20 protein-coding genes and 1 pseudogene are annotated in these 19,757 nt (G+C 72.7%); 10 read left to right on the forward strand and 11 right to left on the reverse strand.

The features are described 5' to 3' along the window. Window positions 1–18: 18 nt before the first annotated feature. Entirely contained in the window at window positions 19–984 is a 966-nt protein-coding gene (locus ACH54P_RS45570) for a helix-turn-helix domain-containing protein (RefSeq protein WP_489909521.1), read from the reverse strand. A gap of 156 nt (window positions 985–1,140) precedes the next feature. Here ACH54P_RS45570 and ACH54P_RS45575 point away from each other — a divergent pair, with 156 nt between their 5' ends. Together ACH54P_RS45575 and ACH54P_RS45580 are read left to right on the forward strand one after the other, a co-directional pair. Next, window positions 1,141–1,626, forward strand: a complete 486-nt coding sequence (locus ACH54P_RS45575) for an MmpS family transport accessory protein (RefSeq protein WP_489909522.1) — start codon at window positions 1,141–1,143, stop codon at window positions 1,624–1,626. A 22-nt stretch (window positions 1,627–1,648) separates the two neighbouring features. Then, window positions 1,649–2,395, forward strand: a complete 747-nt coding sequence (locus ACH54P_RS45580) for an ABC transporter permease (RefSeq protein WP_489909523.1) — start codon at window positions 1,649–1,651, stop codon at window positions 2,393–2,395. Here the strand turns inward: ACH54P_RS45580 and ACH54P_RS45585 are convergent. From ACH54P_RS45585 to ACH54P_RS45595, 3 genes are all read right to left on the reverse strand, one after another. After that, on the reverse strand, window positions 2,379–3,065 hold the full coding sequence (locus ACH54P_RS45585) for a histidine phosphatase family protein (RefSeq protein ID WP_489909524.1): 687 nt from the start codon (window positions 3,063–3,065) through the stop codon (window positions 2,379–2,381). The two genes, ACH54P_RS45580 and ACH54P_RS45585, sit on opposite strands and share 17 nt — an antisense overlap. A 63-nt stretch (window positions 3,066–3,128) precedes the next feature. Further along, the gene (locus ACH54P_RS45590) at window positions 3,129–5,012 is read right to left on the reverse strand and encodes a Na+/H+ antiporter (RefSeq protein WP_489909525.1); all 1,884 of its coding nucleotides are present in this window, start codon (window positions 5,010–5,012) and stop codon (window positions 3,129–3,131) included. Between the two features lie 33 nt (window positions 5,013–5,045). Continuing rightward, window positions 5,046–5,453 carry a nuclear transport factor 2 family protein gene (locus ACH54P_RS45595; protein ID WP_489909526.1) on the reverse strand — a complete coding sequence of 136 codons (408 nt, stop codon included), beginning with the start codon at window positions 5,451–5,453 and terminating at the stop codon, window positions 5,046–5,048. Window positions 5,454–5,525: 72 nt separating this feature from the next. On the opposite strand from ACH54P_RS45595, the gene ACH54P_RS45600 reads away from it, so the two are divergent. Further along, complete coding sequence (locus ACH54P_RS45600) at window positions 5,526–6,911, forward strand: carboxylesterase/lipase family protein (RefSeq protein ID WP_489909527.1); 1,386 nt, start codon at window positions 5,526–5,528, stop codon at window positions 6,909–6,911. A 38-nt stretch (window positions 6,912–6,949) separates the two neighbouring features. Beyond that, window positions 6,950–7,084, forward strand: coding sequence for a hypothetical protein (locus ACH54P_RS45605; protein ID WP_489909528.1), 135 nt, complete (start codon window positions 6,950–6,952; stop codon window positions 7,082–7,084). Between the two features lie 157 nt (window positions 7,085–7,241). Here ACH54P_RS45605 and ACH54P_RS45610 read toward each other — a convergent pair whose 3' ends face one another. The 5 genes from ACH54P_RS45610 to rnhA form a co-directional block, all read right to left on the reverse strand. Beyond that, the gene (locus ACH54P_RS45610) at window positions 7,242–10,313 is read right to left on the reverse strand and encodes a glycosyl hydrolase 2 galactose-binding domain-containing protein (protein WP_489909529.1); all 3,072 of its coding nucleotides are present in this window, start codon (window positions 10,311–10,313) and stop codon (window positions 7,242–7,244) included. Between the two features lie 124 nt (window positions 10,314–10,437). Continuing rightward, complete coding sequence (locus ACH54P_RS45615; protein ID WP_489909530.1) at window positions 10,438–11,670, reverse strand: hypothetical protein; 1,233 nt, start codon at window positions 11,668–11,670, stop codon at window positions 10,438–10,440. Between the two features lie 43 nt (window positions 11,671–11,713). Then, a complete protein-coding gene (locus ACH54P_RS45620; RefSeq protein WP_489909531.1) occupies window positions 11,714–12,136 on the reverse strand; it encodes a hypothetical protein in 423 nt (140 codons plus the stop codon). Continuing rightward, on the reverse strand, window positions 12,136–12,516 hold the full coding sequence (locus ACH54P_RS45625; RefSeq protein WP_489909532.1) for a YchJ family protein: 381 nt from the start codon (window positions 12,514–12,516) through the stop codon (window positions 12,136–12,138). The genes ACH54P_RS45620 and ACH54P_RS45625 overlap by 1 nt, the downstream gene beginning before the upstream one ends. Before the next feature lie 348 nt (window positions 12,517–12,864). Next, window positions 12,865–13,326: a ribonuclease HI gene (gene rnhA, locus ACH54P_RS45630; RefSeq protein WP_489909533.1), complete on the reverse strand. Its 462-nt coding sequence runs from the start codon at window positions 13,324–13,326 to the stop codon at window positions 12,865–12,867. 74 nt (window positions 13,327–13,400) lie between these two features. Here rnhA and ACH54P_RS45635 point away from each other — a divergent pair, with 74 nt between their 5' ends. From ACH54P_RS45635 to ACH54P_RS45655, 5 genes are all read left to right on the forward strand, one after another. Further along, on the forward strand, window positions 13,401–14,108 hold the full coding sequence (locus tag ACH54P_RS45635; RefSeq protein WP_489909534.1) for a Crp/Fnr family transcriptional regulator: 708 nt from the start codon (window positions 13,401–13,403) through the stop codon (window positions 14,106–14,108). A gap of 114 nt (window positions 14,109–14,222) precedes the next feature. Next, the gene (locus ACH54P_RS45640; RefSeq protein ID WP_489909535.1) at window positions 14,223–14,390 is read left to right on the forward strand and encodes a hypothetical protein; all 168 of its coding nucleotides are present in this window, start codon (window positions 14,223–14,225) and stop codon (window positions 14,388–14,390) included. A gap of 200 nt (window positions 14,391–14,590) precedes the next feature. Beyond that, a complete protein-coding gene (locus tag ACH54P_RS45645) occupies window positions 14,591–15,556 on the forward strand; it encodes a hypothetical protein (RefSeq protein ID WP_489909536.1) in 966 nt (321 codons plus the stop codon). 6 nt (window positions 15,557–15,562) lie between these two features. After that, entirely contained in the window at window positions 15,563–16,171 is a 609-nt protein-coding gene (locus ACH54P_RS45650) for a hypothetical protein (protein WP_489909537.1), read from the forward strand. Window positions 16,172–16,191: 20 nt separating this feature from the next. Continuing rightward, a complete protein-coding gene (locus tag ACH54P_RS45655) occupies window positions 16,192–16,974 on the forward strand; it encodes a DUF1684 domain-containing protein (protein WP_489909538.1) in 783 nt (260 codons plus the stop codon). Window positions 16,975–17,001: 27 nt separating this feature from the next. Here ACH54P_RS45655 and ACH54P_RS45660 read toward each other — a convergent pair whose 3' ends face one another. After that, window positions 17,002–17,487, reverse strand: a complete 486-nt coding sequence (locus ACH54P_RS45660) for an AMIN-like domain-containing (lipo)protein (protein ID WP_489909539.1) — start codon at window positions 17,485–17,487, stop codon at window positions 17,002–17,004. A 234-nt stretch (window positions 17,488–17,721) separates the two neighbouring features. Beyond that, window positions 17,722–18,398, reverse strand: a pseudogene (locus ACH54P_RS45665) (MBL fold metallo-hydrolase). A gap of 106 nt (window positions 18,399–18,504) precedes the next feature. Between ACH54P_RS45665 and ACH54P_RS45670 the strand changes: the two are divergent. Further along, the gene (locus ACH54P_RS45670; RefSeq protein ID WP_489909540.1) at window positions 18,505–19,725 is read left to right on the forward strand and encodes an acyltransferase family protein; all 1,221 of its coding nucleotides are present in this window, start codon (window positions 18,505–18,507) and stop codon (window positions 19,723–19,725) included. Window positions 19,726–19,757: the final 32 nt, after the last annotated feature.

Consider the following 19,757-nt stretch of genomic DNA (forward strand, 5'->3'; position numbering starts at 1 on the left):
TCCGGTTGTCCGTGCGGGTTACGCCGAACGGAGCCGGCCACCGTCCGTGTCGTCCACAGTGGAGGGTCCACGGAAGTAGGAGCGCGGCGTCAGCCCGGTGAGGGCCCGGCAGTCCCGGCTGAGGTGAGCTTGATCGGCATACCCCGCGGCAACGGCCAGCGCGGCCAGCCCGGAAACCCGCGGCGCGAGGGCGACGGCGCGCTGGAACCGGGTGACGCGGAGATAGGTGGCGGGCCCATACCCGACGGCCTGGACGAACCGCCGCCGAAGCCGCCGCTCACTGACGGCAACGGTGGCGACGGGATCCTCGACCCGCGCCGCAGCGTCATCGGGCCGGATCGGGCGGCCGCCGGACCGGGCGAGCAGGGCGGCTGCTTCGGCGATTCTCGCGGCGGTGGGGCCTGGTCGGGCGAGCACGGCGGCTGCCTCGGCGAGCTCCGCGGCGGTGGGGCCGGGTCGGGCCAGCACCTCGGCTGCCCGCGCCCCGCCGCGACCGAGGCCGCCCCTCACCGCCGCTCCAGGCCGGATCAGCGCCGCCGCCTCGGCTACGCGCGACACTCCTGCGTCCAGTTTCGCGATCAACGCCGCCACCGCCTCATCCGCCGCGGGCACCTCCGGCAGCCGCGAAGCCACCGCCTGGGCCGGGGACAGCTCACCCGCCAGCAGCCGCTCCGCCAGCAGCTCCCCCTCGCGACCCCACAGCTCGCCCAGCGGGACCCGGCGGTCGCGCAGCTCGTCGGCGGCCACGCCGAGGACCGCCGACGCTCGGCCCGGGATGAAACGGACTCCGTGCAGCACCGCCTCCGGCTTCGTCACCGAGGACCACGCCGCCGTGTCCGGGCCCGCCACGAACACCGCGCCGTCGCCGACGACCAGGTCCAGGCAGCCGTCGGGGACGATTCGCTTCGGGCCCGCCGAAGCCGATCGCCACACGCAGCGGGCCACGCCCGCCAGCCGCCGCGGTGGCGCCGCCTCCTCGTACATACCCCGATCATGCACCCGGGGTCCGACAAAAACCGAGCACACCCGTCCGGGTGAAAGTGCGACTTCTCGCGCCGAGCGGGTAACGCGCAGTGAGGTCACGGCGAGATGTAGACGACGCACTCGACGGAAGTGCGCGCGACGAGAGAAGACCTCTCCATGGGTGTTCCCACCGCGACCCGGCCCGCTTCGACGGACCACCGTGACTGCGTGGCCCGGGCCCGCTCGGCCGGCAGCGTCGTCGTGGTCCTGGGTGTCCTCGCCGCGGCCTTCGCGGTGACGTCGTACGTCGTGCCCCGGTCCGGGCGCGGGCCGGTCAAGGAGGAGCCGGTGGCCGCGCCGGTCGCCCCCGCCGCGGTCCGCACGGCGAGCCACACCGTCGTCTACGAGCTGCTGGGCGCGCACGGCGCCCGCAACGTCACCTACGCCGCCGCGGGTTCGGCGCTGACCCAGCGCACCGAGGTGACGACGCCGTGGTCGGTGACGTTCACCCGCGTCGGCCCGGCCGACCGCACCGAGTTCTCCAGCATCGCCGCGCAGAACCCCGGGCCCGGCGAGCTGCGCTGCCGGATCCTCGTCGACGGCGTCGTCGTCGCCGAGAAGGCCGTGACCGAACCGGGTCGCCTCTTCAGCTGCGCCGCCTGAGTTCTCCGGCAAGATCGGCGGCGTGAAGGACGCCGCGATCACCTTCGGACCCGCCTTGGTGGCGGTCCTGGTCCTGCTCGCCGTCGCCGGAGCCGCGGTCGTCCAGGCGGGCGGGCTCGGGTCCGGGCGCGCCGTGCTGGTCGCGGCCGTCCGGGCGGTCGCGCAGCTGGCCCTCGTCTCGCTGGTGATCACCGCCGTCCTGCGCTCGGCCCCGCTCACCGGCCTGTTCGTGCTGCTGATGTTCGGCATCGCCGCGGTGACGTCGGCGCGCCGCGTCGGGACCTGGGCGAACCTGCCGTGGACCGCGTGCGCGATCGCGGCCGGGGTGGCTCCGGTGCTGGCCCTGGTCCTCGGCGCCGGGGTGGTCCCGCCGCGGCCGATCGCCGTCGTGCCGATCGCGGGCATCGTGATCGGCGGCGCGATGACCGCGACGTCGCAGGCCGGGCGCCGCGCCCTCGACGAGCTCAAGTCCCGGCACGGCGAGTACGAAGCCGCGCTCGCGCTGGGCTTCCTGCCGCGCCCGGCCGCGCTGGAGATCTGCCGCCCGTCGGCCGGGCACGCGCTGATCCCGGCGCTGGACCAGACCCGCACGGTCGGCCTGGTCACGCTCCCGGGCGCCTACGTCGGCGTGCTGCTCGGCGGCGCGGGACCGGTCGAGGCGGGCTTGACGCAGGTGCTGGTGCTGATCGGGCTGCTCGCCGCGGAGGCGGTCTCGATCCTGGTGACCGTCCAGTTCGTCGCGGCCGGGAAGCTCAGCCGAGCGGAGTAGCCAGGTGGGCCGTGTCGTTGAACCGCCGGATGATCCAGTTGTCGCCGTGGATCACCAGGTGCGAGATGGAGCCGTTGTCCGCGCCGAGGAACGCGAACCGTTCGACCGAGCGGCTGGCCTGCGCGAACACCTCGCCGATCACGCCACCGTGGGTGAACACGGCGACGCGCTGGTCGGGGTGCGCGGCGGCGATGCGGGTCAGCGCGCCGCGCAGCCGGGCGCCGAACGCCTCGTCGGACTCCGCGCCCGGGATGACGTCCCAGCGCTGCTCGGCCCACAGCCGCTCGATGATCGGGTGGCCGTCGGCGCTGTACTTGCGGAAGAGGCCGTTCTCCCAGTCGCCCAGGTGGATCTCGCGAAGATCGCGCTCGACGGCCGGCGTCAGCCCGAGCTTCTCCGCCAGCGGTGCGGCGGTCTCGACCGTGCGCCGCAGCGTCGTCACGTAGATCGCGTCGATCCGCTCGCCGGCCAGCCGGTCGCCGACGCGCCGGGCGTGGTCGCGGCCGTCGGGCGCGAGCTCCGGGTCGGCCTGACCCTCGACCAGCTCGAACGGGTTGTCCCCGCGGGCGGGAGCCGACTCGCCGTGCCGCACCAGGAAGATCTCCGTCGCGCCCGGCGGCGGGCTGAAGCGGTGCTGGCGGTACTCGATCTCCTGCTCGGGCGTGCTCATGCTTCGACGGTACAGCGGCGCGAAGCGCCTCGGTTGAGGGCGGTGGCGGGGAGGAAGGCGGAGTCAGCCGAGTTGTTTGTCCACGAAACACCATCGCCACGTCTCGCCCGGCTCGAAGCTGCGCATCACCGGGTGGCGGCTCTCGTGGAAGTGCTGGGTCGCGTGGCGGCGCGGCGACGAGTCGCAGCACGCGACGTTGCCGCACTTGAGGCACATCCGCAGGTGGACCCAGGTCGTCCCCTCGGCGATGCAGGCGGCGCAGCTGTCGGCCGAGCTCGGTTCCTTGTCGACCCACTCGTGGGCCAGGTGCTTGCACGAACCGGCCGTCGCGGCCGGGGTGCGCAGCTCGCGGCCTTCGACCTCGGGTTCCTCCTCGGCGCGGTCGAGCATCGACTCCTCGATGTCGAGCCGTTCCAGGACCCGCCGCAGGACGTCGTCGTCGGCGGTGCCGCCGGCGCGGGCCTTCAGGAACTGCCGGCGTTCGACGTCGAGGAGCTGCAGCCGGAGGCGGCGGTAGGCGTCACTCGGCGTCTCCGCCAGCGCGCTCTGGCGCCCGAGCTGCTCCCACGCCGAGTCGGCGCGGTGCTGCAGCCGGTCGCGCAGGCGCTGGATGATCTCCGGCGGGTTGTCGGGCTGCCGGATCTCCTCCAGCTTGGCCAGCGCCGCGCGGGTCATGTCGTGCAGCACGGCCGCTTCCTGCAGGGCGTCCTCCGCCGGGTCCGGCCGCGGCAGGCGCAGCCGCCGGATCAGGGGCGGCAGCGTCATGCCCTGCAGGGCCAGGGTGCCGGCCACGACGACGAACGCCGCGAGCACCAGCACGGCCCGCTGCGGGGTGTCCGCGGGCAGCACGAACGCCGCGGCGAGCGTGACCACCCCGCGCATGCCCGCCCAGGCGATCACCGCCGAGTAGCGCCACGGCCAGATCTTCGTCCGGGTCTTGCCGGGCAGGAAGCGCCGTTCGACGCGCTTCACCGTCCCGATGCCGATCAGGTACAGCACCCGCGTGAGGATCGTCGCGCCCAGCACCGCGGCGCAGATCCAGACGAGCACCGCCAGCGACAGCCCGCTCTCGCCGACCTCGGCGAGGATCCGCCGCAGCTGCAGGCCGATCAGCAGGAAGACCATGTTCTCCAGCAGGAACGCGATGGTCTGCCAGTTCAGCCGGGACGCCAGGCGCGTCGAGCCGGAGAGGATCTGCGGCGCCTTGTGCCCGAGGATCAGCCCGGCGATGACCACGGCGAGCACGCCGGAGCCGTGGATCGCCTCGGCCGGGATGTAGGCGATGAACGGCACGGCGAACGAGAGCGCGGTGTCGAGCACCGGCTCGTCCATCCGGGCGCGGATGAACGCGGCCACGAACCCGACGACGAGCCCGACCACGGCCCCGCCGATCGCCGCGCGGAAGAAGTCGGCGCCGACCTGCCACAGGCTGACCGACCCGGCCAGCGCGGCGATCGCCGTGCGGAGGGCGACCAGCGCGGCCGCGTCGTTGAACAGGCTCTCGCCCTCGAGCAGCCGGATCAGCTTGCGGGGCATGCCGACCCGGCGGGCGACGACGCTGGCGGCGACCGCGTCCGGCGGCGCGACGACCGCGCCGAGCGCGATCCCGCCGGCCAGCGGCAGGCCGGGGATCACCGCCCAGGCGACCAGGCCGACGCCGACCGCGGTGAACACGACGAGCCCGACCGACATCAGGCCGATCGCCCCGCGGTTCTTCCGGAAGTCGACCAGCGACGTCTGGATGGCCGCCGAGTACAGCAGCGGGGGCAGCAGGCCGAGCAGCACGACCTCGGGGTCGAGGTGGTACTCGGGCACCCCGGGGACGTAGGACGCGCCGACGCCGACGACGATCAGGCACAGCGGGGCGGACCAGTCCAGGCGCCGCGCCACCGCGCTGACGACGAGGACGGTCACGACCAGCGCCACTATCTCTGCCGCGATGTGCACGGGGTAATCATCACCCGGGCGCCGAGGCGGGCGTCAGCGGGCCGGGTCGGCCAGCACCTCCGCGACCAGCTGGGTGTCCATGTACTCGGTGATCTCGCGGATCCGGCCGTCCTCGAGGCGGAACACGAAGCAGTACCGGTTGTCGTACCGCGCCCCGCCCTTCGTGGTCACGTTGCCCCGCGTCTCGACCACGACGACGTCGTCCTCGGCGACGAACCGGCTCGCCGTGCTGGTGTAGGTGCCGGCGAACTGCTCGCCGAGCGGCCCGAGCAGGTCGCGGCGGACGGCGTCCTTGCCGCGGAAGCTGCCGGCCCAGCTGTTGTGGCCGCTGACGGTCCACGTGACGTCGTCGGCCATGGCGGCGATCAGCGGCCGGATGTCGCCGGTCGCCCAGGCGTCGAACGCCGTCTTCAGGAGCTGCTTGTTTTCGGCCGCGCTCATGGTTCCTCCCAGTGTGTGTGGCCCAGTCAACACGCTGGAGCGCACTCCGGCGCAAGCTCCTAGGCTGAGGTCGTGACGACGGTGGAGATCGCGGCCGGCGCCCTGCGTGGCTCCGAAGGGAACGGCGTCCGGACCTTCCTCGGCGTGCCGTACGCCGAGCCGCCGGTGGGAGAGCTGCGGTTCCGCGCGCCCCGCCCGGTGCCGCCGTGGTCCGGCGAACGCGACGCGACGAAGTGGGCGCCGCGGGCGCCGCAGCCGGAGCTGACCGGCCGGGGCTTCACCGGCGACGAGGACTGCCTGTACCTGAACGTCTACGCGCCCGCGGAGGCCGGGCCGCACCCCGTTCTCGTCTGGATCCACGGCGGCGGTGGCGTGATGGGCGCGCCGCACCAGTTCGACGCGTCGGCGTACGCGCGGCGGGGCGTGGTCGTCGTGACCGTCGCCTACCGGCTCGGGGTGCTCGGCCTGCTGCACCTGCCCGGCGTCGCCGACTCGAACCTGTCCCTGCGTGACCAGGTCGCCGCGCTCGAGTGGGTGCGGGACAACGTCGCCGCGTTCGGCGGCGACCCGGGGCGCGTCACCCTCGCGGGACAGTCCAACGGCGGCCGGACGGTCGGGACGCTGCTCGCCGTGCCCGCCACCCGCGGGCTGGTCCACCAGGCGATCGTGCAGAGCGGCACCGGCGTCGGCTCGGTCGTCCACACCCCGGCCGAAGGCGCGGCGGTCGCTGCGGCGGTCCTTTCCGAGCTGGCCGCCTCGCCGGAGGACCTGGCGACGCTGCCCGTGACGCGGATTCTCGAGGCGCAGCAACGGGTTTCGGCGGTGTCCGGCACCAAGGTGACCTACCGGGTGGTCGTCGGCGACGAGCTGCTCCCGCACCGGCCGCTGGACGGCGTACGGGACGTCCCGCTGCTCATCGGCACGACGGCCGACGAGGAGGACCTGTTCAGCTGGCTGCAGTCGGGAGGCGCGAAACTGCTCGGCGTCGGCTCGACGATGCTGGACCCGTCCGCGGTGGAGAAGGCTGTCGCGGCGTACACCGAGCTGCTCGACTGGCCCGAAGACCAGATCCGCAACCGCGCCCTGACGGCGGGCGACTGGTGGATCCCCGCGATCCGCTTCGCCGAAGCGCGGCCGGACGCCTGGATGTACCGCCTGGACTGGCGGATCGCCCCGCGCGGCCGCGGCCTCGGGGCGCCGCACGGGCTCGACCTGCCGCTGGTGTTCGACGACATCCGCAACAAGAACTGGCGGTTCCTGTTCGCCGGCCGCCCGTTCCCGGCCGAGCGGCTGCAGGCGATGGCGACCGAGATGTTCGACGCGTGGGTCCGGTTCGTCACGACCGGCGACCCGGGCTGGCCGCGCTACACCCCGGCGGACCGCGTGACGCGCCTCTTCGACGACGTCTCGGCCACGGTGTCCGATCCGGACCGGGAGCAGCGCCTGCTCTGGGACTGAGCCGAGCGGCCGGGGCCGCCCCGGACACCTTGCTCGGCGTGGTGGGACCCGGCCGGCTGAGGGCCGAGGCCGTCGCCGCCGTCCGCGCCCTCGCCGACGTGGCCGATGATCCGGCCCTGCCCGCCAACGCGTGGGCACAACCGCACTCGTCCTGGCCCGCTGGACCGGGCTGATCCGCACCGCGATCGAGGACCGCCCGGATCCGTGGCGGAGAGTTCACCGCCGAAGCGATCCGGCGGCGGTCGGCCCCACGAGGGAGTTCCTGGCGCGAGGACCGGAGCTGGCCACCTTCCGGGCGTCGGAGGCCCGGAAGGTGGCCTTCACTTCGCGCTAGACGGTGATCTTGTCGACGTTCGGGCCGCCGTTGGCGGTTGTCGCGGTCGCCTTGATCTTGTTCGTGCCCGCGGTCAGCGTCACCGGGACCGTGACCGTCTGCCAGGTGTCCCAGTTGCCGGTGCCGCCGAACGCCACTCCGGACGCCACCTTCGTGCCGTTGACCGAAATGTCCATCGGCCGGTTCGTCGTGGTGCCGTTGGCGAACCGCAGGACGACGTTCGCGCTACCCGCCGCGGCCGCCGGCACGGTGAACTCCACCGCGCTACCGGTCGCGTTGTCGTAGTTGACGAATCCCGTGCCCGTGTAGCCGAGGTGGTTCGACTCCGCGACGCCGCCGGCGATCGTCGCGTCCTCGGCCTGGTAATCCGCCGGGTTGCCCGGGTCGACCGTGCCGTCCGCGGGCACCGTCTTCGTCCCCGTGTTCCAGCCCGAGACCCGTACCGACGGCGCGGCCCCGTGCAGGTCCGCCGTCCGGTACGTCGCCGTGAGCGTGGTGGACTCGCCGGGCCAGAGGCTGACCTGGTTGTCGGTCCACCGCACCGGCAGCACCGGCGCGCCCGCCCCGCCGACCACGTGCGCGTCGACGAAGAAGGCCGGCACCTTGTTCGCCGAGCCGTTCGTCAGCGTCACCTTGGTCGTCGTGGTGCCGTCGCCGTTGGTGGTCGAGGTGGCGGTCGACCCCAGCGTCACCTGGGCCAGGCCGTTCAGCCCGGACAGGTCGGCGTAGGACGTCGTCGGCGTGTAGTACCAGTCGCTGTTGGCCCAGTCGAGGGTGTCGGCCTTGGTGGACAGCCAGTAGACGTTCCGGCTGACCTCCTTGCCCGCCGCGTCGGTGAGCACCAGCTTCGCCAGGTACGTCGTCGACAGCCCGCTCACCGAGCCGATGGTCAGCGCGGTCGTCTTCGCGCCGTCACCGCCCACCGAAACGGTCTTGGACTGGTTGAACTTCTCCGTCCCGTCGAGGTTGTAGAGCTTCACGGACGCGGTGAGGTTCGACGCCGCGTCGTGGTTGTGGTTCACGACCACGACCGACTTGTTGTCGTACGAGTACTGGATGTGCAGCGGCTCGTTCGCCTTCTTGGCCCCGAAGTAGGAGCCGTTCTGGTCGAGGTAGGCGTCGAACAGCTGCCAGTGCAGCGACGTCCAGCCGCTGTTGAGCATCCAGTAGATGATCCCGGTGGCCGGGTTCGAGCTGTCGCTGAAGTTGCGCGAGTGCGACTCGAACTCGGCGCGGACGTTCTCGTACTGCGCCAGCTGCGCCTTCCGGACGTAGTCGGCGAGGCTCGACGGCGCGCCGTAGCGGCCGGACAGCGCGTTGCCGAACAGCTTCAGGTTGGCGAACGTCGACGACGAGGACCGGTGGTACTGCGCGGCCGACGGGTTCTTCCACAGCGTGTCCAGCTCGCTCGCCGACATCATCCGCTTGAGCGTGTCCATGGTCGGGATGTCCGGCCCGGCGCTGGTTTCGGAGTTGAAGCTCCACGCGCCCCCGCTGTCCGAGTGCGCCTTGTCGTACCAGTAGTTCGGCGGGATCCAGTCGTACGGCCCGTTCATCTTCATCCCGGACGAGCCGAGCTGCGGCGACGACTTCGCCGACGCGGCCGGGACCACCGGCGTGGGCCAGTCCGCGGCGCTCAGCGCGTCGAGGTAGTTCTTCTCGATCGTCGCGTCGGGGGCGAAGTCGCTGCCGATGAGGAAGGAGATGACGCTCGGGTGGTCGCGCAGCCGCTCGGCCTCCGCGGTCATCGACGCCTTCGCGACCGGGTAGTCGGCGGCGGTCCAGGGGTCACCCTTCTCCTCGCCGTTGACCTGGCCCTCCCACTTGTCGCAGCACTCCCAGCCGGGCAGCGTCAGCACGCCCATCCGGTCGGCGAGGTCGAAGAACTCGTCCGGCTCGATGTGCCCCTCCAGGCGCACCGTGTTGAGCCCGAGGTCCTTGACGTAGGCGAGCTTGTCCGCCGCGTACTGCTCGTTCCAGCGCAGGAAGAGATCCGGCGAGTAGCCGCCGCCCTTGATCAGCAGCGGGCGCCCGTTGATCGTGTACGCCCGGCCGCCGCTGGAGTTCTTGTTCGCCGTCACCTGGCGCACGCCGAAGCTCGAGTGCGAGGAGTCCGACGCCGCGCTGCCGACGCTCGCGGTCAGGTCGAGGTCGTAGAGCGGCTGCCCGCCCATCCCGGCCGGCCACCAGACCTGCGGGTTGTCGATCCCGACCACCGGGAACGTGACGGTCTTCTTTTCCTTCGCCGCCAGGCTCACCGTCTGGCTGATCGCGCGCCCGGCGACCGTGCCGGACACCGTCGTCGAGACGGCGGACGCGGAGTCGTTGCGGACGTCGGCCTTCACCGTCAGGTCGGCGTGGGTCAGGCCGGTCAGCTTCGTGACGACGTGGCCGCCGCGCAGCGCCACCGGGCCGCTGCGCCGGACGAGGACGTCCCGCACGATGCCCATGTTCTGGTCCGGCGGGGTCTGCGCCCAGTCGATCCAGCCCATCGACAGGTCCTTGTTCGGGTCGTTCGGGTAGACCTTGAACGCGACGCTGTTCGTGCCCGCCTTCACCAGCGCGGTGATGTCGAGGTCGTGGCGCGTGTAGGCGCCGTTGACCTGCGTCTTGTCGGCGACGCGCGTCCCGTTGACCCAGACGTCGGCCTTGGAGAGCACACCGCTGAAGTCGAGGTAGGTGCGCTGGGTGGTGTCGGCGACCGTGAGGTCGGTGCGGTACCACCACGGGACCTGGAAGTCCGCGACCGGCACGTTCTTCATGTTGGTCGAGTAGAACGGGTCCGCGTACTTGCCGTTGGCCAGCAGGCCGGCGTAGACGGTCGAGCGCGGCCCGACGGGGTACCAGCCGGCCGTGTTGAAGCCGGGCTTCGAGACCGCCGAGTCGTCGCTGACCTGCGCCGACGTCTGGATCAGGAAGCCGGGCACCGGGGTGGCCGGTGCCGCGGCCGCGACCACCGCCTTCGCCGGTTCCTGCCCGGTCGCCGCCGGGACGGTCGCCCCGCTCACGGCGACGGCCAAGGCGGCCGCCACCAGTAGGGTCCGTGTTCTTCTCTGCCGATAGCTCACTTGCGCGCCTCCTAGGCACCGCGGCGGCGAGGGAAAGGTGGCAATTGTTAGTAAAGTTCCCTAACAATTGCGGACGATAGTAGCGGTCGGGTCACGCGGGGAACAGGGGCGTTCGTCCGGTTGGTCAGACGCGGGCGGCCTGCCACGCCGCGGCGGCGCGCAGGGCCAGCAGGAGCGGCAGCGAGCCGTCTTCCCAGAGCCGCTGCGGAAGTGCCTCGCTCAGCGGGACACCGCCGGCCAGCGCGGCGCCGATCGCGGGGAGGTCGACGTCGAAGAACGTCAGCCCGGCGCTGTAGAGCCGTTCGCCGCTCACCGGGCGGCGGCGGGCGACCTCGGCGCTGTCGAGGGACAGCTCGGTCAGCCCGAAGAACTCAGGCTTGGCGCCGCGCTCCATCCAGCGCGCGAACCCGACCAGCTTCGTCGAGCGGACGTCCGCGGGTCCGATCCCGCTTTCCTCGCAGAGCTCGCGTTCCATCCCGGCGCAGACGGTCGTGTGCAGGAACCGGCGCGTGCCGCCGTCGGGCGTGCGCAGGTCCCTCGGCTCGAGCGAGCCGCTGCCCGACGGCGCCAGCAGCAGCCCGCTGACGGAGTTGAGCGACGACTGGCGGACCGTGACCAGCTTGCCGTCGGTGGTGAACGCGACCGTGGAGACGCCGACCAGGTCGGCCAGCGTGCTGCTGCCGAGCTCCCGGAGCGCGCCGTCGGTGTCGGTGAGCTCGGCCTTGCGCAGGTCGTACTCCTCGCCGGTGCCGGCGCGCGTGATGCGGAGCGTGCCGAGCTCGTTCGAGCAGACGGCGTCGAAGAACCGGGCCCGGTGCACCCGGATCGGCGCCGGCCGGGCGCCCGTGGCGGGCAGCGGGTCCCCGCGCATGCCGATGATCGGGCCGTTGAACAACAGGCGGCCGCGGGCCCGCAGCGGCAGCACGTGCGGCGCGGTCGCCTTCAGCACGGGCGGCAGCCGGTAGGGCTCCTCGGCAACGTCGATCGTGTGCCGCGCCTCCCACAGGTCCCGGTCGATCGCGGCGCTGACCAGCGCCGTCCCGCGGGCGGGCACGGCGAGGTACTCCGACGCCGGGTACGCCGGCGGCGGCGGCAGCTCCGCGGTCGGGAAGGGGGCGGCGATGGTGGTGAACTCGAACCCGGCCCAGCGCCGGCGCAGCAGCCGGACGTCCCGGGTGAAGGTGGCGACGCCGAGCCCCAGTGCGACGACGGAGAGCACGACGCCGACGGCGCTCGGCAGGAGGGTGACGACGCCGAGCACGACACCCAGGCCGGACGCGGCGAGCGGCCACTCCCGGGCGCCGATGAAGCCGAGGTAGTCCGCCTTCGCCCGGGCGCGGCGCGTCAGTTTTCCCATCGCCGCACTGTTTAGCACGGCTCGGGCGGGGCGTGGGGCGGGTTTACCGACTCAAGGTCCCGAGGTCGGCCTTGAAGAGCTCGATCACCGCGAGCCGGCGGGCGTCGACCGCGTCCACGGTCGCCTGCTCGACCCCCTCGGCCGCGGCGATCTTCGAGTGCACCTCGATGACGGTGTTCGCCAGCGCCCGGGCCGGTCCGGCCACGTCCGGGCCGGCCAGCACCTCGATCTCGGCCGTGGCGGCGTGCAGGCGGGCGTCCTCCGACCGGCTCCGGTCGCCGGCCAGCGCCTGGCCGTAGCTCGCGCTGATCGCGCGCAGGAACTCGGCGTAGACGGCCTGCTTGAGCTTGCCGAGCGCGTCCTCCCGCTGCCACCGGCGGGTGCGCGCCGCCAGCGTGTGCTGCAGCAGACCGCCGGCCAGGACACCGAGGAGCGCACCGGCGACCCCGACGACGGCGGTGCCCATCAGGCGTCCGCGTCGAGGTAGACCCACTGGCCGTCCGCGCGGCGGAACCGGCTGTTCTCCTCGAGGAAGCCGTCCCGGCCCTGGTGGCGGTAGTGCGCCCGGAACTCGACGGTGCCCTCGGCGTGCAGCAGGCCCCCGCCGGTGCGGCCGAGGATCTCCAGCCGCGTCCACTCCTGGCCGGGGTCGAGGCTCAGCCGGCGCGGGCGCGTGTCCGGGTGCCAGGTGCGCAGCAGGTAGCCGGTGTCCCCGACGGCGAAGGCGCTGAACCGCGACCGCATCAGCAGTTCGGCCGTGGGAGCGGCGAGGCTGCCCTCGTGAAACCGGCCACAACAGTCGGCGTAGGACGCGGCGAGGCCGCACGGGCAGAGGGCGGAAGGCACGGGCGAATTGTGCCACGGCGGGTGGGGGTCCCTGGACGACACCGGGATTCACTCGCACCGGTTGTCGGTGGAGCCGACGTTCGCCAGCCGTACCCGCGGCAATTCGCCGGGAACAGCAGTTCCGCCGGACGCGGTTTCAGGGCACCGGAAATGCGGCGGCGACGTCCGCGGCGTCGTCGAGCACCCCCGGATCGGGGTGGCCGCCACCGCTCGTCGCCTCGGCGTTCACGAAGAGGAAACCGTCGAGCCGGGAGGCGTAGTGGTCGCCGGCGAAGGCGTTTCCTGCATCGGAACGCCGGGAGAGGGAACGCCGATCGCCCGGACGGCGCAGCGTCCGTCCTTTTCGGACTAACCGGCGTTGACCGGTTTCCCGCTCTCCCGGGCCTCCTGCGCGCCCCGGACCGCGAGGCGGTCGGCGCGCTCGTTCTCCGGGTGTCCCGCGTGGCCCTTCACCCAGAGCCATTCGACCTCGTGCTCGCCGATCGCCGCGTCCAGGCGCTGCCACAGGTCCGCGTTCTTCACCGGGGCGCGCGCCGCCGTCTGCCAGCCGTTGTTCTTCCAGCGGGGCAGCCACTGCGTGATCCCGTTGCGGACGTACGTGCTGTCCGTGTACACGCGGACCTGCGAAGGCCGGGTCAGGCTCTCCAACGCCCGGATCGGCGCCGTCAGCTCCATCCGGTTGTTCGTCGTCGGCGTGGCTTCGCCGCCGTACAGCTCGCGCTCGTGCCGTCCGTAGCGCAGCACCGCGCCCCAGCCGCCCGGTCCCGGGTTCCCGCTGCACGCGCCGTCGGTGTAGATCTCCACGTCCACGCGGCGACCCTACCGGTCGCGACCCTCGCCCCAGGCCACCACGCCGGGTTACGGTGGAGATCCGGAGGGGAGCCATGAGCGGGCACGACGACACGGGCGAGGGGGCGCTCCTGGCCTACCTCGCCGACGCCGATCGCGAATACCTGCTCGCCCGCGGCACCCGCCGCCGGTTCCGCGCCAACGACGTCGTCCTCATGGAGGGCGACCCGTCCGATCACGTCCACGTGCTGGTCGCCGGCTGGGTGCGGGTTTCCGCGGTCATCGACGACGGCCGCGAGGTGCTCTTCGGGCTGCGGGGTCCCGGCGAAGTGCTCGGTGACCTCGCGGCGGTGACCGGCCGGCCGCGGTCGGCGTCGGTGCGCGCGATCGAGCCGTGCACCGTCTTCCAGCTGACCGGGGCCCAGTTCGTCGACGTCCTGCACGCCCGGCCCGAGATCGCCATCGCGACGATCAAGACGGTCGCGGCCCGCCTCCGCGCCGCCGAGTCGGCGCGGGTCGACTCCGCCGCCCTCGACGTCACCCGCCGCGTCGCGGTGCACCTGGTCCGGCTGGCCGAAGAGCACGGCCGGACCGGCCCGGAGGGAATCGTCATCGAGGCTTCCCTGTCGCAGGAGGACATCGCCGCGCAGATCGGCGCCGCCCGGCGTACCGTCGCCCGGGCACTGCGCGTGCTGCGGGAGCGCGGGATCGTCGAGACCGGCCGCCGCCGGATCCTCATCCGCCGTCCGCGCGTCCTGCGTGCCTTCGCCCGTTCTGAGCCAAACGGCACACAACACCCGTGACAGCGGGCATCTGACCCACGCCGCCACCCGGCGATCCTGGAGTCCGGCCGGGAAAAGAAAGCGATGCCGACCGGCCGGATTTCATTTTCGAGCGAGGTCGGGGGAGTGCTTGTCGTGAACGTCTACTGCAAGATTTTGACCCTGGTGAAATCGGTCTTCGCCGCGTTCGTGGTCGGTGCCGTCGCGGGATTCCTGACGGCCACCGGAAACGTGGCGGAACCGGCCGCGCCGGCGTTGCACGGCTCCGCACCCTTCTCCGCCTCGGCCTGGGTACAGCGATGAGGAGGTGTGTGTGATGGAGAGCCACTCGATCTGGGCGCTGATCTTCGGGGCGAACTGACCCGCGGCGGGGCCCGGCCGGCCGGCTCGTGGGGGGCCGGCCGGCCCGGCCATTCCGCGAATGCGCGTGTCCGTGATCTGTCCTGCCGCCGCGGAACTCGCCACTGGTAATGTGAGCTTCTATTTTCGCGTGAGGGGGTGGGATGACGGAGGAGAACACCTTCCCGTTCGTGCGCGAACTCAACGAACTGCGCCGCGGCCGCGGGCTCGACGCGGCGGACCTGCACCAGCGGATCGGCCCGTACCTGCGGGCGGCGTGCGAAATCACCGAAATCGACCAGCCCGCCGCGGCGCGGCACAAGCTCGTGCTGCGGCTCACCGAACTGTGCGGGCGGCTGCCGGCGGACCTGCGGCTGGCCGCCCTCGCGGCGCTCGGCCTGCACGAGGAGGCCGCGGGGGAGTTCCTCGACCGCCGGATCTCGTGGCTGGCCAGCGTCCTGGACCGCGACCCGCGCACCGCGCGCCGCCGGATCGACCTCGCGTTCCGGCGGCTCGACGAGCTGCTCGGCGCGCCCGCGCGCGGCCGCGACCTGCACCCGCTGGCCGGCTGGTACGTCGAGTCGATGAAGGCGATGCTGCGCCTCGACCGCGACCCGCCGGACCTGCAGGAGGAACGCCGGATCGTCGCGGAGGTCGACGAACTCGACGAGCTGGTCCTGTCGTTCAGCGTGCCGGCCGAGCCGGGCAGCGACCCGGTGCCGGACATCACCGCGGACGTGCTGTTCGGCGGCGAAATCGTCGAAGCGCGGCAGGTTTCGGCGAGCCACGCCCAGTTCGTCATGCGGCTCCCGAGCCCGTTGCGGCTCGGGCAGCGCCACGAGTACGGCATCCGCTTCGCGCCGCGCCGCACGACGTTGCGGCCGTACTACACCATGACGCCGCTGCGCCGCTGCGAGGAGTTCTCGGTGCGCGTCCGGTTCGACCGCGCCGCCCCGCCGTCGCGGGTGTGGCGCCTCAACGGCGTGCCGAGCCGGGTGATCGACGACGGCGTCGACTCGGGTGACGCGCTGACGGTCAACCGGGTCGGCGAGGTGGGGCTCGAGTTCCACGAGCTGCACCAGGGGCTGAGCTACGGCCTCCAGTGGTCGTTCGATCCGCCGGAGGGCTGAGGGCTCATGCGGACCGTCCCGGTGGCCGCGACCGTCGTCCGGATCGGGATCGTCGCCCCGAGCCGCGGCCGCACCGCCCGCGCGGTGCACCTCGGCGTCACCCTCGACGCGGTGCTGGACGAGGTGTTCGAGCGCGTCCCGGTCCCGTACCGCACCCCGACGTGGTTCCGCAGGCCGGAGGGGGACCACACGACGCTGGTCATCCCGCCGACGGTGCCGCGGCGGTGGGTCGCGACCGGCCTCGTCGGCCTGCTGGACGAGGCGCTGCGCCGCCGCAACCGCCACCTCAACGAGTTCGGCAGGCTGCGGCTGAGGCTCGCGGCCGACCACGGCGACGTCGTGCTGCGCCCGCCGTACTTCGGCGGTGCGGCGATCGCGTTGTCGGCGTGGCTGTGCGAATCCGAGGAGCTGAAGGGGGCGATGGCGGCGGCGCCGGAGGCGGACCAGCTGCTGATCGTCTCCGACCGCTTCCACGCCGCCGTCGCCGAGGACCCGGCGGAGTTCCGGCGGGTCGTCGTGTCCGCCGGCGGCGAGCGCGAAATCGCCTGGGTGCGGACGGGTCCGGATACTGGGACGCGGAATACCGGCGCGGGCGGCGGGTTGGCACCGTCGTAGCCGATGGGAAGGGGCCCGCGATGAGCACGTTCACGCAGGAGTGGCAGGACTGGAAGACCGGGCGCGAAGCGGACCTCGCGGCACCGCACGGGTGGCTGGCGCTGGTCTCGCTGGACTGGCTGACCGACGCGCCGCGCGAGTACCCCGGCATCCCCGGCCGCTGGTGGCAGGACGCGGACGCGGCGTACGTCGACCCGGCCGGCGCTTCGCTGACCCACGAGGGTTCGCCGATCACCGAGGTCCGCCGGTTCGAGCTGGTCAACAGCGGCGCGGGCACGCGCGTGCTGGCCGGCGACGTCGAGATCGAGGTCGCCCGCCGGTCGGGGTACCTGATCCGCGTGCACGACCCGAAGGCCGAGGTCCTGCGCGCCTTCCACGGCGTCCCGGCGTACGAGCCGTCGGAGTCGTGGGTGCTTCCGGGGCGCTTCGAGCCGTTCGACTCGCCGCGGCCGACCACGGTGGGCGCCGTGGTGGAGGGCCTGAGCCACGTCTACACGGCGCCGGGCGTGGTCCACTTTTCCCACGGCGGTTCGTCGCACACGCTGACGGCGTTCAACGGCAAGGACGGCGGGCTCAGCATCCTGTTCACGGACGCGACGAGCGGCAACACGACGTACGCGGCGAACCGGTCGCTGCCGGTGGGCGCGCCCGCGCCGGACGGATCGGTGACGTTGGACTTCAACCGGGCCGTGAACCTGCCGTGCGCGTTCACGGACTTCGCGACGTGCCCGCTCCCGCCGGCGGGCAACCACCTGCCGTTCGCGGTCGAGGCGGGGGAGAAGATCCCGTACGAGCGCGGGTGACACCGGGGCCACCCGCGCCGCGCGGGCTCAGTGGGCGACGTCGATGACGACGCGGTTGGGCGCGGTGAGCGTGAAGACGTTCACCGCGGTCCGCGACCGCACCCCGAGCCCGATGGTGAGGTGCGCTTCGAAGTCCCCGGTGACGGCGACGGCCATGACGTTGGCGAGGTTCCGCGTCCGGAACTTCTGCGGCCCGGTGTAGGTGAGGTTCCCGGCCTCGTCGTGCGCGGCGGCGGGCGTCGCGCTGACGTTGACGAAGTACTCGCCGGTGAGCCAGACGACCTCACCGCTCGGGTCGGCGGTGAGGTCGTCGACGAGCTGGTGGGAGACGGCGGGCGCGGACCCGCTGCCCAGATCGAGCACGACCCGGTCGAACCCGGAGTTCAGCCCGGTCCGGATGTCGGTGAGGGCAGGAGCGGCGGAAGCGGCTTCCGCGGGCCCGCCGGCGGCGGCGAGGCTCCCGGCGATCAGCAGGCCGACGCCGACGAGGGCGCGGGGCACGGGTCTGGACATGGTGGACCTCCTGGCAGAGCGAACCGGTGGAAGTCCCAGCGCTGGGTCTGCAGGAGACGCCCGGTCCGCCCGGAGAGTTGCCCGGTGCCCGGTAGTGACGTCCCAAGCGTTATCCGGGCGGGTCCTCCGAGGACGACCTGATCGACTGCGCGCGAGAAGACCGGGTCGGCCCGTCCCCGGTCGGTGCCGTAGCCGGCGCGGTGGCGGGCCGCCCGGCAAGCGGGCAGCCCCGTGTCACCAGCCGCGCTCGCGCCACTCCGGCAGCTTCGCCCGCTCCGCTCCCAGCGTCGAGTCGTCGCCGTGACCGGGGTAGAACCACGTCTCGTCCGGCAGTTCGTCGAAGATCCGCGAGGACACGTCGTCCAGCAGGGACTGGAAATCCGAAGGTGACGTCGTCCGACCGACCCCGCCCGGGAACAGCGAGTCCCCGGTGAACAGGTGCGGGTGGCCGGCCGGGTCGCGGTACAGCAGGGCGATCGATCCCGGGGTGTGCCCCCGCAGGTGGATCACCGACAGGGTGACCTGGCCCACCGACAGCGTGTCGCCGTGCTCGACCAGGAAGTCGGGCGGGACCGGCAGGGGCCGGCGTCCAGCGGGTGGGCCGCCGTGTTGGAGCCGTTCGCTCCCGCGACCGCTCCCAGGGCCTGCCAGTGGTCCTGGTGCTGGTGGGTGGTGACGACCGTGCGCAGCGCGGGGCGGTCCGGGCCGTGGCCGATCAGGTCCGAGATGCGCTCGGGGTCGTTCGCCGCGTCGATCAGCAGCGCCTCGTTCGACTCCCGGCACACCAGCAGGTACGTGTTGTTGTCCATCGGGCCGACGGACAGCTTGGTGATGGTCAGCGCCTCCAGCGTCCGCCGGGTGGCGTCGCCGCCCGGTTCGACGTGCCCGGTGTAGGTCTCCACGATGTTCACCCTGCACACGGTAGTCGTTTCGTTCCAAGCGGTTCCACCCGCACAAGGGCCCGGCCGCCGCGCCACGTAGGCTTCGAAAGCCCTGCCAGCCGACCCCAGGAAGACCGTGCCCACCACCCCGACAGCGCCGCGCCGGATCAGCTGGGACGTCCTCCGCGTCGTCGCCGTCCTCGCGGTGGTCCTCGGGCACGTCACCCACCAGGGCGCGCTCCTGCACCCCGAGCTCACGGGGTACCCCGTGCGGGTGACGGCGCAGTTCGGCGCCGCGATCCTGCTGGTGATCTCCGCCTTCTTCGTTTGCGCCAGCCTCCGCAAGGGCAATCCGCGCCGGTGGCTCTGGAACCGGATCGCGCGGCTCGTCCCCGCCTACTTCGCCGCGGTGGTCCTCACCTACCTCGTGACCCGGTACGCCGCCATCCGCTTCAGCGGGCTGCCGTTCCCGCCGGGCCTCACCGGCTTCCTCTTCGGCGTGCCGCAGGGCCTGCCTTCGGACCCGTCGCCCTGGTACGTCCCGACCCCGCTCGACCTGCTCGCCAACCTGGGCATGGTCCAGGAGTGGGGCTGGCGCTTCGAGACGTTCTACTACCTCGACGGCGCCTACTGGACGCTCCCGGTGCAGCTGATGGCCTTCGCCGCCGCCGCGCTGCTGTGGCCGCGGGCCTGGCGCACGCACCGGGTGACCGTCGGCCTGCTCTGGGCGCTCGTTCTCGTGCCGCTGGTCCTGCGGTTCGCGGTCTTCCCCCCGTCGCTCGCGCCGACGACGGCCCAGAAGGTTGTCGACTCGGTCTTCTACGGCCTCGGCCTGCAGCGCACGCACGTCTTCGCCATCGGCGCCGCGATCTGGCTGTGGAGCCGCAAGCGCCTGGAGACGTGGCACGCCGCCCTGTTCGTGGTCGCCGCCGTCGCCGCGCAGGACCTGCAGGTGTTCCCGTTCCACCGGGCGCTGCCGCAGGACGCCGAGCGCTGGCCGTCCACGATCGGGTTCGCCGTCCTGCTCCTGCTGGTCTGCCTGGCCGCCCGCGGCCCGGACTGGCGGTTCCCCGGACTGGCGCGGATCGCCCCGGCCGTCACCTGGCTCGCGGGCATCTCGTATGGTCTTTACCTGGTGCACCAGGAACTGGGTTACATCCTGGCCCGCGCGCTCCTGAACACCGGCGTCCCCGGCTGGCTGCGGCTCCCCGCGGTCCTGGCCGCCGCCGTGCTGGGGGGCTGGGCGATCACCGCGGGGGTCGAACGTCCGGCCCACCGGTGGCTCACCAGCCGCCGGAAGCCCGAAGAACCGCAGGTCAGAGACTCGGAGCCAGTTTCTGTCGGTGGTGGCTCGTAGCATGGACGCGGCCGCCCGTAGAGCCTCCAGGC

This window comes from Amycolatopsis sp. N2S4-7 (genome assembly GCF_058119595.1).